Origin of the sequence: Microvirga pakistanensis, assembly GCF_004458765.1 — a bacterium.
GTDB classification, from domain to species: Bacteria; Pseudomonadota; Alphaproteobacteria; order Rhizobiales; family Beijerinckiaceae; genus Microvirga; species Microvirga pakistanensis.
This window is the reverse complement of sequence record NZ_SPJX01000253.1, coordinates 39,616-55,041: the sequence shown is the minus strand read 5'-3', so window position 1 is coordinate 55,041 and position 15,426 is coordinate 39,616. Positions and strand designations below refer to the sequence as shown.

Annotated in this window: 13 protein-coding genes and 1 pseudogene; 11 read left to right on the top strand and 3 right to left on the bottom strand. The window is 62.4% G+C overall.

What is annotated here, in order from left to right; genetic code table 11:
- The first annotated feature begins 52 nt into the window (after positions 1–52).
- The 5 genes from E4K09_RS14620 to E4K09_RS14600 are packed head-to-tail and all read left to right on the top strand — an operon-like array spanning position 53 to position 4,953.
- Positions 53–1,042 carry a flavin reductase gene (locus E4K09_RS14620; RefSeq protein WP_134498200.1) on the top strand — a complete coding sequence of 330 codons (990 nt, stop codon included), beginning with the start codon at positions 53–55 and terminating at the stop codon, positions 1,040–1,042.
- Between the two features lie 18 nt (positions 1,043–1,060).
- A complete protein-coding gene (locus E4K09_RS14615; protein ID WP_134498198.1) occupies positions 1,061–2,572 on the top strand; it encodes an aldehyde dehydrogenase in 1,512 nt (503 codons plus the stop codon).
- A 48-nt stretch (positions 2,573–2,620) separates the two neighbouring features.
- The gene (locus E4K09_RS14610) at positions 2,621–3,721 is read left to right on the top strand and encodes an LLM class flavin-dependent oxidoreductase (RefSeq protein ID WP_134498196.1); all 1,101 of its coding nucleotides are present in this window, start codon (positions 2,621–2,623) and stop codon (positions 3,719–3,721) included.
- A gap of 29 nt (positions 3,722–3,750) precedes the next feature.
- On the top strand, positions 3,751–4,599 hold the full coding sequence (locus E4K09_RS14605) for an alpha/beta fold hydrolase (RefSeq protein ID WP_134498194.1): 849 nt from the start codon (positions 3,751–3,753) through the stop codon (positions 4,597–4,599).
- A 39-nt stretch (positions 4,600–4,638) separates the two neighbouring features.
- Complete coding sequence (locus E4K09_RS14600; protein ID WP_134498192.1) at positions 4,639–4,953, top strand: NIPSNAP family protein; 315 nt, start codon at positions 4,639–4,641, stop codon at positions 4,951–4,953.
- Here E4K09_RS14600 and E4K09_RS14595 read toward each other — a convergent pair.
- On the bottom strand, positions 4,945–5,604 hold the full coding sequence (locus tag E4K09_RS14595; protein WP_134498190.1) for a cysteine hydrolase family protein: 660 nt from the start codon (positions 5,602–5,604) through the stop codon (positions 4,945–4,947). The genes E4K09_RS14600 and E4K09_RS14595 overlap by 9 nt on opposite strands.
- A gap of 205 nt (positions 5,605–5,809) precedes the next feature.
- Between E4K09_RS14595 and E4K09_RS14590 the strand changes: the two genes are divergently transcribed.
- The 4 genes from E4K09_RS14590 to E4K09_RS14575 all read left to right on the top strand — a co-directional run bounded on the left by E4K09_RS14590 (position 5,810) and on the right by E4K09_RS14575 (position 10,633).
- Positions 5,810–7,000, top strand: a complete 1,191-nt coding sequence (locus E4K09_RS14590) for a quaternary amine ABC transporter ATP-binding protein (RefSeq protein WP_244610505.1) — start codon at positions 5,810–5,812, stop codon at positions 6,998–7,000.
- On the top strand, positions 7,000–7,956 hold the full coding sequence (locus E4K09_RS14585; protein WP_134498188.1) for an ABC transporter permease: 957 nt from the start codon (positions 7,000–7,002) through the stop codon (positions 7,954–7,956). Before E4K09_RS14590 ends, E4K09_RS14585 begins: the two co-directional genes overlap by 1 nt.
- Positions 7,957–8,030: 74 nt before the next feature.
- The gene (proX, locus tag E4K09_RS14580; RefSeq protein ID WP_134498186.1) at positions 8,031–9,092 is read left to right on the top strand and encodes a glycine betaine/L-proline ABC transporter substrate-binding protein ProX; all 1,062 of its coding nucleotides are present in this window, start codon (positions 8,031–8,033) and stop codon (positions 9,090–9,092) included.
- Between the two features lie 173 nt (positions 9,093–9,265).
- A complete protein-coding gene (locus tag E4K09_RS14575; RefSeq protein WP_134498184.1) occupies positions 9,266–10,633 on the top strand; it encodes an aspartate aminotransferase family protein in 1,368 nt (455 codons plus the stop codon).
- Positions 10,634–10,732: 99 nt separating this feature from the next.
- Here E4K09_RS14575 and E4K09_RS14570 read toward each other — a convergent pair.
- Both E4K09_RS14570 and E4K09_RS14565 read right to left on the bottom strand, forming a co-directional pair.
- Positions 10,733–11,856, bottom strand: a pseudogene (locus E4K09_RS14570) (IS3 family transposase).
- A gap of 192 nt (positions 11,857–12,048) precedes the next feature.
- Entirely contained in the window at positions 12,049–12,918 is an 870-nt protein-coding gene (locus tag E4K09_RS14565) for an AfsR/SARP family transcriptional regulator (RefSeq protein ID WP_134498182.1), read from the bottom strand.
- Between the two features lie 1,095 nt (positions 12,919–14,013).
- Here E4K09_RS14565 and E4K09_RS14560 point away from each other — a divergent pair.
- Together E4K09_RS14560 and E4K09_RS14555 are read left to right on the top strand one after the other, a co-directional pair.
- Positions 14,014–14,640 (top strand): Pvc16 family protein, encoded by a 627-nt coding sequence (locus E4K09_RS14560; RefSeq protein ID WP_134498180.1) that lies wholly within the window; start codon positions 14,014–14,016, stop codon positions 14,638–14,640.
- On the top strand, positions 14,633–15,394 hold the full coding sequence (locus tag E4K09_RS14555) for a hypothetical protein (protein WP_134498178.1): 762 nt from the start codon (positions 14,633–14,635) through the stop codon (positions 15,392–15,394). The genes E4K09_RS14560 and E4K09_RS14555 overlap by 8 nt, the downstream gene beginning before the upstream one ends.
- The last annotated feature ends 32 nt before the right edge of the window (positions 15,395–15,426 follow it).

Sequence of the window (15,426 nt, the reverse complement as noted above, 5' to 3'; positions counted from 1 at the left end):
CGCATCGTCATCTGCGGGCTAGCCTCTCCTCAGTTAGACCTGAGGCGCATTGATGCTGGCCACGAACGACCGTGAGATCCCGATCGATCCTTTGGAACTGCGGCGCGCGCTCGGAACGTTTGTCACAGGCGTCACCGTCGTGACCACGCGGGATCGGGACGGCCAGCCTCGCGGCATGACGGCCAATTCCTTCACCTCCGTCTCGCTGGATCCGCCCCTGCTGCTGATCTGCATCGGCAAGAGCGCCGGAAGCTTCCAGGCTTTCAGCACGGCGTCCTCGTTCGCCGTGAACATTCTCCATGAGCAGCAGACCGAGGTTTCGCGCCTTTTCGCCTCCAAGGCACCCGACAAATTCGCCGGGGTGAGCTACGATACCGTGCACACCGGCGCCCCGATCCTAACGGATTGCCTGTCCTGGTTCGACTGCACCGTTCACAACACGGTCGATGCCGGCGATCACCTGGTGATCATCGGATGTGTGCAGGCGTTCGGGACCACCCCGGCGGCTCCGCTCGGCTTCTGCCGAGGGCGCTACGCGCATCTCAAGGATCCGCTGCCCCCGGGCTGGATGCCGGCGCGCGACATGGTTGCAAGCTACCTCGTCGTCTCCAACGGACGCATTCTCCTGCGGGAGGACGAGGGGGGCTGGACCCTGCCCACCGGTCGCCGCCAGAGAGCGGGCAATCTCGTCACCTTGAACGAGAACGTCACTATCTCCCTCCTGCCCGACGAAACCTTCTTGTATTCGGTGTTCGACGTGGCCGACAAGGAGCCTGGCTACATCGTCTACAGGGGTGTCCTGGCCGATGGCGGTCCGGACGATCTCCAGGCTTCCTGCTCCCTTCGTTTCTTCGCGCTTGCGGATATCCCCTGGGACAGGATCGCCGTTCGGCAGATCCGGACCATGCTTCGGCGCTTCGTTCACGAGCACAACCAGGCCCGCTTCGGCATCTACATCGACACGGACGATGGAGGCCGCGTGGCCATGATCGAGGGGCCGCCAAGACCCTGGCATACGATCGACACGGCATTGGGCAAGTAACTTCTCAGCGGGGATACGATGGACAGATCCTTGGACAGCATCGAAGGTTCGCGGCAGACAATGTTGATCGGCGGGGAGTGGGTCGAGCCGAAATCCGGCCGCTACCTCCCCAGCTACGATCCGACCAACGGCCAGCCCTGGTATGAGGCGGCCGACGCGGATGCCGCCGACGTGGATGCAGCCGTGGCGGCCGCGCAGAAGGCCTTCACCAGCCCGGACTGGCGTCGCATGACCCAGACCCAGAGAGGCAAGCTCATTCGCCGCCTCGCCGAACTCGTCGCCCGGAACGGCGATATGCTGGCCCGGATCGAGACGCGGGACAACGGAAAGCTCCTGCGGGAGATGCAGGTCCAGCTCCAAGGGGCGCCCGACACCTATCACTATTTTGCGGGCATGGCCGACAAGCTGCACGGCGACACCATTCCCGTGAACAAGCTCGACATGCTCAATTTCACGCTGCGCGAGCCCATCGGCGTGGTCGGCATGATCACCCCGTGGAATTCTCCGTTGATGCTCCTGACTGGCACGCTGGCGGCCTGCCTTGCTATCGGAAACACCGTCGTCGTCAAGCCGTCCGAACATACCTCCGCGTCCACCCTGGCCCTGGGGGAGCTCTTCGAGGAGGCCGGCTTCCCGCCCGGGGTCTTCAATGTCGTGACCGGCTACGGCAATACGGCCGGCGAGGCGCTGGTCCGCCATCCCGGCCTCGCCAAGATCGCGTTTACGGGAAGCACCCAGACCGGACGCCGTATCGCGGCCCATGCGGCCAGCAACCTCGTGCCGTGCCAGATGGAGCTGGGCGGCAAGTCGCCCCACGTGGTCTTCTCGGACGTCGATGTGGATCGCGCCGTGAACGGTGTGGTGGCGGGCATTTTCGCCGCTGCGGGCCAGACCTGCATCGCAGGATCGCGCTGTTTCGTCGAGGCATCGGTCTATGACCAGTTCATGGACCGACTGATCCAGCGCGCCAACGAAATCCGCATCGGCCACCCGATGGATGAGGAGACCCAGCTAGGTCCCGTGGCTCTCCACGCGCAGCTGGAGAAGGTCGAGTCCTATGTTGGAATGGGGGTTGCCGAGGGCGCCACCATCGTCGCCGGCGGGCACCGGCCCCAGCGCGAGGACCTGATCCAGGGCTGGTATTTTGAGCCGACGATCTTCGCGGGCGCCAAGAACAACATGCGCTTCATGCAGGATGAAATCTTCGGCCCGGTCGTGGGCGTCATTCCCTTCAGCGACGAGAAGGAGCTGATCGCCCTGGCCAACGACACCCGCTACGGCTTGGCTGCCGGGATCTGGACCAAGGATATCGACCGCGCCATGCGCTTCGCTCGCGAGGTCGATGCCGGCACCGTCTGGATCAACACCTATCGCTCCGCAGCCTACATGTCACCGTCCGGCGGCTTCAAGGAAAGCGGCTACGGCAAACGGGGCGGGTTCGAGGTCATGCGTGAGTTCTCCCGAGTCAAGAACGTGGTGGTGGACTATTCCGGCGCCAACCAGGACCCCTTCGTCATTCGCCTCCGCTAGCCCCAGCCCGAGCGACGGGTACCCTTCTAGAGCAGCAAGGAACCGACCATGAAATTCTCCATTGCGATCCATATGGAGCGCTTCTCCCCCGAGGAGAGCATGAAGGACGTCATGTCCAAGACCCTGGAAGTGGTCCGCATGGCCGACGAAGGCGGGTTCGAAACCGTCTGGTCCGCGGAGCACCACACGATCGAGTTCACGATAGCGCCCAATCCCTTCACCATCCTGACATGGTGGGCCGGGCACACCGAGCGGATCCGCCTGGGCACGGCAACGGTCGTGGCTCCCTACTGGTCGCCTATTCGTCTGGCCGGCGAGGCCGCCCTGTGCGATCACCTGACCGGCGGCCGGCTCGAGCTCGGGATCGCCCGCGGCGCCTATCAGTACGAATTCGACCGGATGGCGGGCGGCATCCCGCAGCAGGAAGGCGTGGCCTACCTCAAGGAGATCGTGCCTGCCGTGAAGTCCCTTTGGGCGGGCGATTATGCCCATGAGGGGAAGTACTGGAGATTTCCCACCGCCACCTCGGTGCCGAAGCCGCTGCAGCAGCCGTCTCCGCCGATCTGGGTGGCCGCACGCGATCCCGGAACGTTCGACTGGGCCGTCCGCAACGGCGCGAACATTCTCTCGACGCCTCTCTCCCGGCCGGTGTCGGAGGTCCAGGTCCTGGCCGACAAGTTCAACGAGGCCGTCGCCAACAATCCGGGCGTTCCGCGTCCGCGGTTCATGATGCTGCGGCGTACCTGCGTCTACGAGCGCCCCGAGGACTGGGAGGTCCCGGTCCGCGCCAGCATCGACTACGGACGCGCTTTCGAGAACCTCTTCCAGAACATCGGAATGGTGCGGAACGGCTTCCCGGAGTCGATCAGCTACGAGGCGGTCAAGAACCGGACCGAGTACGATCCGAGAAGCATCCGCGACAACCTCGTGTTCGGGACCCCGGACGAAGTGATCGAGAAGCTGATGGTCTACGAGGCGGCCGGCGTCGATCAGTTCAGCCTGGGCCTTGGGTTCAATCTGCCGATCGAGGTACAGAGAAAGTCCCTCGACCTGTTCATCCGTGAGGTCATGCCTGTCTTCGCAGCCCGCGAGCGTGAGCGGGAGGCCGCGACAAAGGCGGCTCAGCCCGCACCGGCCCTGGCCGGCTGAGCCCCGCGGAACCGGCAAGGGGGACCAAGATGCCGACGATGACGTTCGACGCCGACGGAGTTGCGCTGAATTACCAGGTGAGCGGGCAAGGGCCTAACCCTCTAGTCTGTATCCACGGGGTCGGCTCGTATCTCGAGAGCTGGGATCGCGTTGTTCCCATGCTCGAAGACGAATTCCGCATCCTGCGCTTCGATCTTCGTGGTCATGGCCAGTCCGCGCGGGTGAAGGGGCGGTACGAGATCGACGACTTCGTCCAGGATACGATCCGCCTTGCGGATCATCTCGGCTTCGAGACCTTCGACCTTGCCGGCTTCTCCCTGGGAGGGCTGATCGCCCAGCGCCTCGCCCTCACCCATGGAGCCAGAGTGAGGCGGCTGGTTCTCCTCAGCACCGTGGCCGGGCGGACGTCGGAGGAGAAGGAGCGCGTTCTGCAGCGCCTGCAGGCCCTGCAGACCCGCGAGGCCGGCTCCCACTATGACGCCTCGCTCAGCCGTTGGTTCACGGACGCGTTTCAGAAGGCCAATCCCGCTCTCATGGAGGAGCTACGCCGCAGGAACGCAGCCAACGACCCGGATTGCTATGCAGCCGCCTACCGTGTTCTTGCGGAGACGGATCTCGGCGAGGAGCTCCACCGGATCGCGTGTCAGACGCTCATCGTGACGGGGGAGGCGGACCAGGGCTCGAACCCCCGCATGGCCAGATTGATGCATGAGCGCATCCGAGGCTCGCGGCTGACCATCTTGCCGGGGATGCGCCACTCCATCCTCAATGAGGCTGCGGACGCCGTTGCACGTCTCATGCGCGAGTTCCTGCTGGAGCAGGATGGCTCCGGAAAGAGCCGCAGCGGGATGGAAGCCGATGCGCCGGGGTCTGTTTGAGTCCGAGTATCGGAGCTGGTGCGAAAGAGGCCTCGTTTCATGATCATCGAAGAGAGAATCTATCGCATCAGACCTGGCCGTCTGGCCACTTATCTCCGTCTGGTTCGCGAGGAGGGCTTGGCGATCCAGCAGCCTATTCTCGGAAACCTGATTGGCTACTTCCAGACGGATATCGGTCCGCTGAACCATGTGGTCCACTGGTGGGGATACGCCGATCTCAAGGATCGCGCCGAGCGGCGGGAACGGCTGGCGGCGGATCCCGCTTGGCAGGCATTCACTCCGAGGCTTTCGGAGAATATCGACACAATGGAAAACCGGATTCTGGTCCCGACCGACTTCTCGCCTCTACGATGAGGCGGCGAGGGAGCCGGCGCCCAGACCCGGCGCGCCTGCGACCATGCCGGCGACCTGCTCGGTCGTGAGCACCCAGCCGAAATTCCGATCGAATGCGGACAGAGCGGCGGCATGGCCCATGTCGTCGTTAGACGAGACGGCGTCGGAGACAACCGCCGTCGGAAAGCCGAAATGGACTGCATGGCGCGCTGTGTCTTCCACGCACATCTCCGTCACGGTTCCCGTAATCACTAAGGAACTGACGCTCATGGCCCTGAGCCTCTGACCGAGATCGGTGAGATGAAAGGCGCTGAAATAGATCTTGTCGACGATCAGGTCGTCCGGCCGCGGTGCGAGTTCGTCGATGATCGCCGTCGTCTCCCGTTCCCCGGCCGCATCGCCGTACTGCCTGAACACGCCAGGCACACAGGCTTGCACCGGCGGCTTGAGCTTCGCGATCCAGGACAGGCGCCCCTGGAGCGGGAGGTAGAGATCGTCGGCGATGTAGCGCGTGTAGATCACCGGAAGCGAAAGGTTACGGAACAGGGTTGCAAGGGCCTGGATCCTCGGCACCGTTGCAATGGCGTTCGGAACCTCGAACGGTGCGCCGTTGCGGACGAAGTCGTTCTGCATGTCAACGATGATCAATGCCGGCCTGTCCAGAACAAACATCGTACCCTCAAATTTCAGCCCATCGGGACGATGCCGGATCGGAGGCGGAGAGGCTTGCTCCCGAACGGAGCATAAGCCACCACTTTGTTCCTAGAAATCGAGGGAAGACGCCCTCCGAATTCAAAAGCGTAATATTGCCTTGCCAGCTTGTTCTTGAGAGCCTGTTTTCAGCATACCATTACGACAGAAGGTAAGGACACGCGCATTGAACCGGATCAGGATTGAGCGTCTTTACAAGATCTTCGGGGATGCTCCGAAGCGGGCCTTCGACATGCTGGCGGCTGGCTCCGGCAAGGATGCCGTACTAGCCACCACGGGGCATGTGGTTGCTCTCAACGATGTGAACATCGAAGTTCCTGCCGGCTCGATCTTCATGATCATGGGTCTTTCGGGATCGGGCAAGTCCACGCTTGCCCGATGCATCAATCGCCTCATCGAGCCCAGTGCAGGTTCGATCCTCCTCGACGGCGAGAACATGCTGAAAGCCAACGACGCGCAGCTGCGCGAGATCCGCCGCACCCGCATCTCGATGGTGTTTCAGCATTTCGCCCTTCTTCCGAACCGCACCGTCCTGGAGAATGCGGAATTCGGCCTCAAGCTGCGCGGCGTTCCCATCGATGTGCGTCGCAATAAGGCCCGCGAGGTGTTGTCCATCGTCGGTCTTTCGGCCTGGGAGAACAAGTATCCCAGCGCACTCAGCGGAGGAATGCGCCAGCGCGTGGGCCTGGCCCGCGCCCTGGCCACCGACGCCGATGTCCTCATCATGGACGAGGCCTTCAGCGCGCTGGATCCCTTGATCCGCGGCGAGATGCAGGACGAGCTTCTGCGGTTGCAGCGGGTCCTGCAGAAGACGATCCTGTTCATCACCCATGACTTCCAGGAAGCCCTGAAGCTCGGGAACCGGATCGCCATCATGTCCGACGGCGCCGTGGTCCAGGAGGGAACGCCTCAGGAAATCGTTGCGGCGCCGCAAAACGATTATGTGGCGGCTTTTACCCGTGACATTGACCGAGCCCGGGTTTTCGACGCGACGGCAGCCATGGTCGAGGAGCATCCTCTGATCATGGACACTAAGGGATCCCTCGAGGCAGGAGGCGCAGCGGCCCCAGGGCGGTTCGTCATCAATCCTCAGGGCCGGATCCTCGGCGTGATCTCGGAGGAGGGAGCCCGGATCCACGTGGGAGCTCCGTTGAATGGGGGCGCCCTGTCGCAGAACTTCGCCACTGTCAGCGCGAGCGCCAAACTGATCGAGGTTGCCGGCGCTTGCAGAGGCAACCGCCCGGTTGCCGTGGTCGACGATGAAGGGAAGTATCGCGGACGCGTGGATCCGTCCCAGCTTCTTGCGTGCATCGCCTCCCAACCCGCAACGGCACAGCCCAAGGGGATCCATCCCTGATGTTCAATCCCGACGATCTCTACATCCTTCCTATCGACGAGTGGATCCAGGCGGCTGTCCAGTGGACGGCTCTTCATTTCAGGCCGTTCTTCACGGTCATCAAATGGCCGGTCGAAACCCTCCTCGCTTCGTTCGAGCACCTGCTTCAGACCATTCCTTTCCCGATCTTCGTCATTCTTTTCTCCTTGATCGCCTGGCGGCTCTCGACGCGCGGTATCGCCTTCTTCTGTGCCGTCTCGCTGACCTTCATCGGGTTCATCGGCGTCTGGCAGGAGGCCATGACGACCCTCGCGCTGATCGCGACCGCCATCGTCCTGTGCGTCATCATCGGCATTCCCATGGGCATTCTCTGCGCCCGGAGCGACAGGGCCTGGAACATCACCAGGCCGGTCCTCGACGTCATGCAGACGACACCGAGCTTCGTCTATCTCGTTCCCGTCGTGATGCTGTTCGGCGTCGGGACCGTGCCCGGCGAGGTCGCGGTGATCGTTGCGGCTCTGCCCCCTCTGATCCGTTTCACGAACCTCGGCATACGGATGGTCAACACGGAGACGGTGGAGGCCGGCCTCGCTTTCGGCGCGACCAGTCGCCAGCTGCTCTGGGAGATCCAGCTGCCGCTGGCCACGCCGACAATCCTGGGCGGACTGAACCAGACGGTTCTCACGGCCATGGTCATGTCCGTCATCGTCGCCATGATCGGGGCCGAAGGCTTGGGGCTTGTGGTTCTGCAGGGTCTTGGACGCCTCGATGTCGGACGTGCCGCCGTGGGAGGCATCGCCATCGTCCTGCTGGCCATCATGCTCGACCGCATCACGCAATCTCTCGCGAAAGCCAGCCCGGGCGGACGCCGGCCGCTGACTGCGGCACTGCTCCGTCTCGTCCGCAGCGAGAGGATGAACCTCGACAACAGCGGCGACCTCGCAGATTCGCGCCGGGCCGCGCACCCGGGGAGCTGACGATACGAGTTCCAGGGCGAACAAGGATGCGTTCGCCCTAAGAAGCAGAGGACATAAACCAAAGGGATCTCACAATGAGAACAAAGCTCAAATCATGGACGAAGCTGGCCTCGGGAGTGGCCCTGACACTTATGCTGGCCCCGGCGATTCCAAGCGCCTTCGCGCAGGGACAGCCCGGAGCAGGGAAGACGGTCCGGTTCGCCCAGTCGGACAGCCTTGGCGCTAACTACGTACAGGATTACATCCTGCTCGCCGCTCTGGAGAAGCTCGGCTACAAGACGACCGTCAAGAATCTTGGCATTGCCACCTTCTTCCAGGCCGCTGCCCAGGGCGATCTGGATGTTTCGTCCGACATCAACTGGCCCCAGCGCGAGCCGGCCTTCAAGCAGGTCGAGCAGCAGCTGACCCTTGTCGGCGACGGCTCCATCATCGGCGGCGGCATCAACGGCTATGTGATCGACAAGAAGACGGCGGACGCTCACAAGATCACGAATTTCGAGCAGCTGAAGGATCCCAAGATTGCAGCCCTCTTCGATACCGACGGAGATGGCAAGGCAAACCTGCATAACTGCGATCCCGGCTGGAGCTGCGGCGACGTCGTCGATTTCCAGATCGAAAAATTCGGCCTCACGGACACGGTTCGGTCCGTCCGCGCCAAATACGAGGCGCTCATGGCAGACGTCTTCGCGCGCGCCCGCCGCGGCGAACCCGTCCTCTACTACACCTGGAGCCCGTCATGGGTCGTGGACGGTCTGGTGCCGGGCAAGGACGTGGTCTGGCTGCCCATTCCCTATGACGCTCTCCCGAGCGGGGTCTCCAACAGCGGCGGTCATCTCGTGAAGGGCGTGGTAGGATGTGCCGGAGGGCAGGATCCCTGCCGCATGACCGTTGGCTCCTGGAACTGGAGAACGGTGGCGAGCCGCAAGTTCGTCCAGGAGAATCCTTCTGCTAAGAAGCTCTTCGAGGTCGCGAAGTGGCCGATCGAAACCTGGGCCTCGTGGGAAGGCGCCATCAACAAGGGCGCGAAGAACAACCGCGACATCAAGAAGGTGGCCGACACCTGGATCGAGCAGAACCAGAAGGTCTTCGACGGCTGGGTCGCCGAGGCAGCCGCCGCCTCGCGTCCTTCGAACTGAGAACGCGACGGGGGCGGATCTCATTCCGCCCCCGACCGTACCGAGCCCTAGCGATACTGCTGGGCGGCGTATAACCTGCCAGTTGGCGGCTGCACGAGGCCTGCCCTCCGCCTCAGGAGGCTGCACAGGACACTCAGGTGCGGGGCGCCGCCTTATCAAGGACTTGAAAGATCATGCGTGGACACCCGAACTCGATCTACGCGCGGGACGTGGAATACGTGCTCCATCCCGTGACCAACGCCCGGCGGCATGAGGAGATCGGGCCCATCGTCATCGACCGGGGTGAGGGCATCTACGTCTATGACGACCAGGGCAACCGCTACATCGAGGGTCTGGCAGGGTTGTGGAGCGTTGCCGTGGGCTTCGGTGAGAAGCGCCTCGTCGAGGCGGCGAGCCGCCAGATGGGCAAGCTGCCCTACTACCACACGTTCTCCCACAAGACGAACGAGCCCTCCGTCCTGCTGGCGGAGCGCCTAGTGAAGATGACGCCGGACCGGCTCAGGCGCGCCTTCTTCACCAATTCGGGCTCCGAGGCCAACGACACCGTGGTCAAGATGGCGTGGTACTACAACAATTCCCGCGGCCTGCGCCAGAAAAAGAAGTTCATCTCCCGGACCAATGCCTATCACGGCATCACCATCGCATCGGGCAGTCTCACCGGGCTCCCCGGCAACCAGCGCGACTTCGATCTGCCGTTCGTCCCCGTGCGGCACGTGACCTGTCCCCACCACTACCGGTATGCGGAGCCGGGCGAAAGCGAGGAAGCGTTCGCCGACCGTCTGGCTGCGGAACTCGAGACGGTCATCCTCGAGGAGGGGCCGGATACCGTAGCGGCCTTCATCGGCGAGCCGCTGATGGGCGCCGGCGGCGTGATGCCGCCACCCGCCACCTATTGGGAGAAGATCCAGGCGGTCTGCCGGAAGTACGATGTCCTGGTCGTGGCGGATGAGGTGATCAACGGCTTCGGCCGTCTGGGGACGATGTTCGCATGTGACTATTACGGGATCGAGCCCGACATCCTGGTGCTGTCGAAGCAGCTGACGTCGTCCTACCAGCCCTTGGCGGCGGTGATGATCAGCCAGGAGCTCTATGACAGCATCGCCGACAACTCTGCCAGGATCGGCACGTTCGGCCACGGCTTTACCGCGTCCGGGCATCCTGTCCCGGCCGCAGTCGCGCTGGAGAACCTCGATATCATCGAGGAGAAGAACCTCGTCGAGAACGCGCGCCGGGTCGGCGAGGTGATGCAGGCCGAACTGCGCAGGCTGGCGGACCACCCGCTCGTGGGCGAGGTCCGGGGCGTTGGGTTGATCGCAGCCGTGGAACTGGTGGCCGACAAGGCCACAAAGGCCCGGTTCGATCCGGTCGGAAAGGTCGGCGGACAGGTATTCTCCCGGGCGCATGAGCATGGGCTGATCATCCGCGCCATCGGCGACGTGATTGCGTTCTGCCCCCCGCTCATCATCTCCGAGGATCAGGTCCACGACATGGTGCGGCGCTTCAAGGCCACTCTCGAGGATACTGCAGCTCTGCTGAGATGAGGTAGCGCCTGATTGAGGTGACATGGCCGAAGTGGTCCAGCCGCTGTATTAGAGCACCGGACTGGTGAAGCGCTTGGGTTTGGTGGTCCAGGCCCAGCGTTAGCTTTCGCCGGCTCCTGAGCCCTGCGCCAGCAGCGAAGCGCTTATCTGCAAAGCATATTCCTGTGGCGTTCTGTTTCCAAGCGTCATGTGAGGACGGCTCTCATTGTAGTCCCTCCGCCAAGCCTCGATGATCCGCTTGGCCTCCGCGATGGTCTCGAACCAGTGCAGGTTCAGGCACTCGTCCCGCAAACTGCCGTTGAACGTCTCGATATGGGCGTTGTCCGTCGGCTTGCCGGGCCGGGAGAAATCCATGCGGGTGCCATGGTGGTAGGCCCACAGGTCGACCAGATGGCCGGTGAACTCGGCGCCATTGTCGGCAAACAGGTACTGGGGTGCCCCGCGCTGGCGCACCAGGCGATTGAGCACCTCCACTACGTGTTCTCCGCGCAGACGCTGCCCGACCTCGATCGCCAGCCCCTCGCGCGTGAACACGTCCATCACCGTCAGGGCCCGGAACGTCTGCCCGGTGCTGAGCGCATCGTGGACGAAGTCGAGGCTCCAGGCCTCGTTGGGTTGCTTAGGCTGGCAGCGGGCCTGGCGTTGGACGACCATCTTGCGCCGCCGCGGCTGCTTGCTGCGCAAGGCCAGTCCTTCCTCGCAGTAGAGCCGGTAGACGAGATTGCGACCGGCTGACCAGCCCTCGCGCTTGAGCAGAATGTGCACCCGCCGGTAGCCGTACCGCACCCGCGTGCGGACAATCTCGTGCATGCGCTGACGCAGCGCGAGACGCGGATCCTTGATCAGCGGCTTGCGCTGGGTCGAGCGATGCTGGCGTGTCAGGGCACAGGCCCGCCGCTCGCTGTAGCCGTGGGACGCTTGCACGTAGCGCACCACCTGCTTCAGGAGCGCGGGCCGGGGAACTTTTTTGACAGCACATCCTGCAGCACGGCTTTGTCGAGGCTGAGCTCGGCCACCAGCCGCTTGAGCCGGGCATTCTCCTCGACCACCTGCTTAAGCTCGTGGACCTGATCCGACTCCAGGCCCGCGTACTGCTTCTTCCAGCGGTAAAACGTCTGCTCCGAGATGCCGATCTAGCGGATCAGGTCGGCCACCGGCAGACCGAGCTTCGCCTGCTTCAGAACCGCCACGATCTGCTCCACCGAGAACCGCTTCTTGCGCATGACAAACCTCCCGAGCCCCAAGGAAATTTGCCGGCCAGACTAACACAGCGGCTGGACCACTTCGCCCGTGTCACCTCAACTATCGCCGGGAAGCGGTGGCAGGCATAGTTAGGATTATGGGCTCGATCCATACCTCACATATACCGCCATCAGGTCGCCTGCGGGTTAACCTGAAGGTGCCCCTAAACGAGCTTACCTATCGTCCATCAGATTACGGAGATCGTCGAGATGGCGTGCAAGCAGGCCGATCGTCTGGTTCATCGTGCGGACGATCTCGTGGAATTCCGGATTCGACAGCCCCTTGTGCCCAACTGCATCGTGCAGCCTAGCCCTCAGCGCCTCACCTGGTCTCACGCCCAGCTCGCTGCGCAAGAGATCTCGGCAATTCACATATTGCGCGATTGCCCGGCTGCGCTGTCCCCTCAGCGCATAGAGCTCGACTAGCATGGCATGGATATCCTCGCGATAGGGGTCGTCATTGACAATCTGGCGGGCGGCGTCGATCGAGCGTTTCAGGTTTCCGCGATGGCGGTGGAAGCGTATCAGAGCCTCCAGTCCAGCCTCATAGATATCAGCACAGGTCTGCCGAGCAGTATAAGTCCACTCTCCTTCCACACCATCCAAGAAATTGCCCCGCCGCGCGCTGACGGCCGACTCTAATGTGGCGACGTCGGCAGTGTCCCAAGTATCGATTTCGGCGAGGGTAAGCGCCTGGGTGTGCTCGGCCAACTGATGCACGTCAACGCAAAGCACGCTCTTCGGAGCAATGGCTATCCGGTTTCCCTTGTCAATAAGCGGCTCTTCCCTATCAGGGTTGCGGACCGAGTTCCTCAAGCGCCAAAGCGCAGTGCTGAGATTGCTGCGCGATTTCTCCGGCGGTGTTTCGGGCCACAGCGCTTCTGCAACTGCTTCACGCGAAATGGACGCCTTCGAACTATGCAGTGCCACATATGCCAGAAGGCCCTGACTGGTTCTGGAGAGATTGATTTCGGAGATGCCACCGTTATCGTTCATGTGCGTGAGGCTTACCGGCCCCATCAATTTCAAGAGGTACCCAGCCATTGATGTGCTCCGACCTGCTTTGAAAGCGAGATCTTAACATGACTTCAGCGCAAGGTCTGTGAGATCTATCACAATATTGGACCGAGATGTGCCGTATGAGGCCGAGACTGTGATGCTCCGCGTATCAATCACGAATGTGGCCTCCGCACTTGGGTCTCACGCTCAAGGACAAGCTTGACTCCAAGCGCGCAGCGGTTGCCGTAGCGCGGAAACTCGCCCTCACCGTGCACGTGATGCTGGTGTCCAGTTATCCCGTCAGCACATCGATCGCTCGATGGGGCTAATGGCCTTCCCTGTATAGCCTCTCCCTCATGCTGGCCCCAAGTGCCAGCAGCCATCGGTCCGCATCCCGTCTGGATGCGCCGCGAATCCCCTGCCGTAACACGGGCAGAATAACTCCCTCCGAGGCGGTTCACCCGCAAATCAATGAGACGGACTACGTCATCGACATGGGATCATTTGGCCTGGGGAAGCCCATCATAGGGCGGCTGATGTCAACCGCGAAGACGCTCCTGCCCCGGCATCCCTGCATTCGGCACGCCAAAGAACCATACCCGATCACGGCTTTGCTCAGGGCTCCCTCGTCCCAATTATATTCCAAGCGGATGAGTTGTTGGAAAAAGCTCGCAAAGTGCCCGCGATTAGGCGACCCACCACATTACGCAGGCCTCAAGGAGCGTCCGCTTTGGCTAGGTTTCGGATCACGTCGGGTCGAACCAGCTCTCGCGTGATCGTGTCGGGTCATACTGCCTTCCGCCCAAAAGACGAACGTCGGCATCCGAGAGGCTTCCGCGTCGCGGTTCAATGACTGACCTACGCGCTCCTGTGTCAACGCTTCATGAGAGGTCTCACGACCGCTCGCGCATGACTTGGGGCCAGCGTCGATCGCAGGTCCTTCCTTGAGATGAGCTTACACCATCTACCTACTCGTTGCCAGTCTTCGGACGCACCTTCTGCTAATCCCGGCTGAGAACATTCCAGGGATAAAACGCCGTTCCTCCGGCGTCTCCGATACACCCCGCCTGTGACGGAACCGTGATCAGCATGTGATTTCGTCGTGCAAGTCTCTGCAGGAAATCGTGGAAGGCAGAGGCTATGGCGGGAGTTGGCGCAGTCCATTCGGTCGGTGAGAGTATTGTTCGCTATCTCAGCGACGCCTATCAGCTGCAGCGCCAAATCGAGGCCGGCCTGCCGGCAGAGCAGCGGGTCCTCCAAGATTGCTCGTTCACCCAATTGTCCTCGACAGAACTGGCCAACAACTTTTCTCCCGATGGAAACCAGGTAACGCTATACCTGTATAGGGTTGGTATCGACAAGCTGCTACGTACAGCCGCCGACAGCCGCACGCCAGGTATCTCCCGAAGCCGACCGCTCAGCTTAGAGCTCCATTATCTTCTGACTGCCTGGAGCCGTGCGGTTGCGACAGAGCAGACAATGATGACCTGGGCCATGCGGGAGTTGCACGCCGCCCCGAGCTTAGATCGCGGACGCCTGGTGCATGCCTCCTTCTGGCGCCCGGATGAGACCATTCAAGTAAGCCCGTCAGAGCTGTCCCATGAAGATATGATGCGCATCTGGGACGCCGTGACGCCCTCGTATCGTCTCTCTACCAGCTATGTGGCACGCGTCGTGCGGATCGAAAACCCGGTACCTCCCACCGCAGGCCCGGTCGTCGCGCATCGTTTCGACATCCGGGAGGAAAGGAGTCTCGTCGATGGTTGAGCGAGTTGACCGGCGCATTATGGCAGCGATCCGTGCCGTTGATGCGGTGACCGGTGCTGCAATCCAGGGCTTGCTGAACATTCGCGGGCCGGGTCTCGCCTTCCAGCGAACGCGTTCCGGCGCTTATGCCATTGTCGAGGCTGAGGGGCTTGAAGGCCACATTGCCGCCTTCGATGCGCCGCCTACAACGCCCGTCTCCGAGTCACGCTCCTTTGCTTTCGAGATCGAGGATCCTGCGGGCCGTTACCTTCCAGCAGCGGGATCGATCCGTCTGCCCCGGCGCTGGGATCCCGCCAACGACGTACGCGACCTTATGGTTCCGATCGAAGTTTCCTTGCCGCCGAGCGCGGCGAGGGATCTTTCGCCAAGCTGGGCCAGCGTGATGGCCCACGTCGTCGATCAGGATGGCCAGCCGGTTCGCGGTGCCTTGGTGGAAGTGCTTCCAACGAGTGGGGATGCCGCTCGCTTGGGCTGGAGCATTACCAACAACCGCGGGCAGGCACTGGTGGCGGTTCCTGGCCTACCAAGCCTGCGTGAAGTCGAAAATGATCCGACACGGACCGACGACGATCAGGTCGTGACCGCAGAAACCGCGACCGACATTCGCGCTCAGGCTTATGCCGATCGCCGCTGGCCCGTGGATCCGGTCGATCTCGCAGCCGGAGGAGCAGGCATCCGGATGACAAGTGAAACCGGCGTCCAGTTGACCGCCGGGCGCATGGTCTCCGTCGCGTTAACGATCGATTTGAGCTGATGGCACAACCGCGCCGCACGGGCGCACTGCAG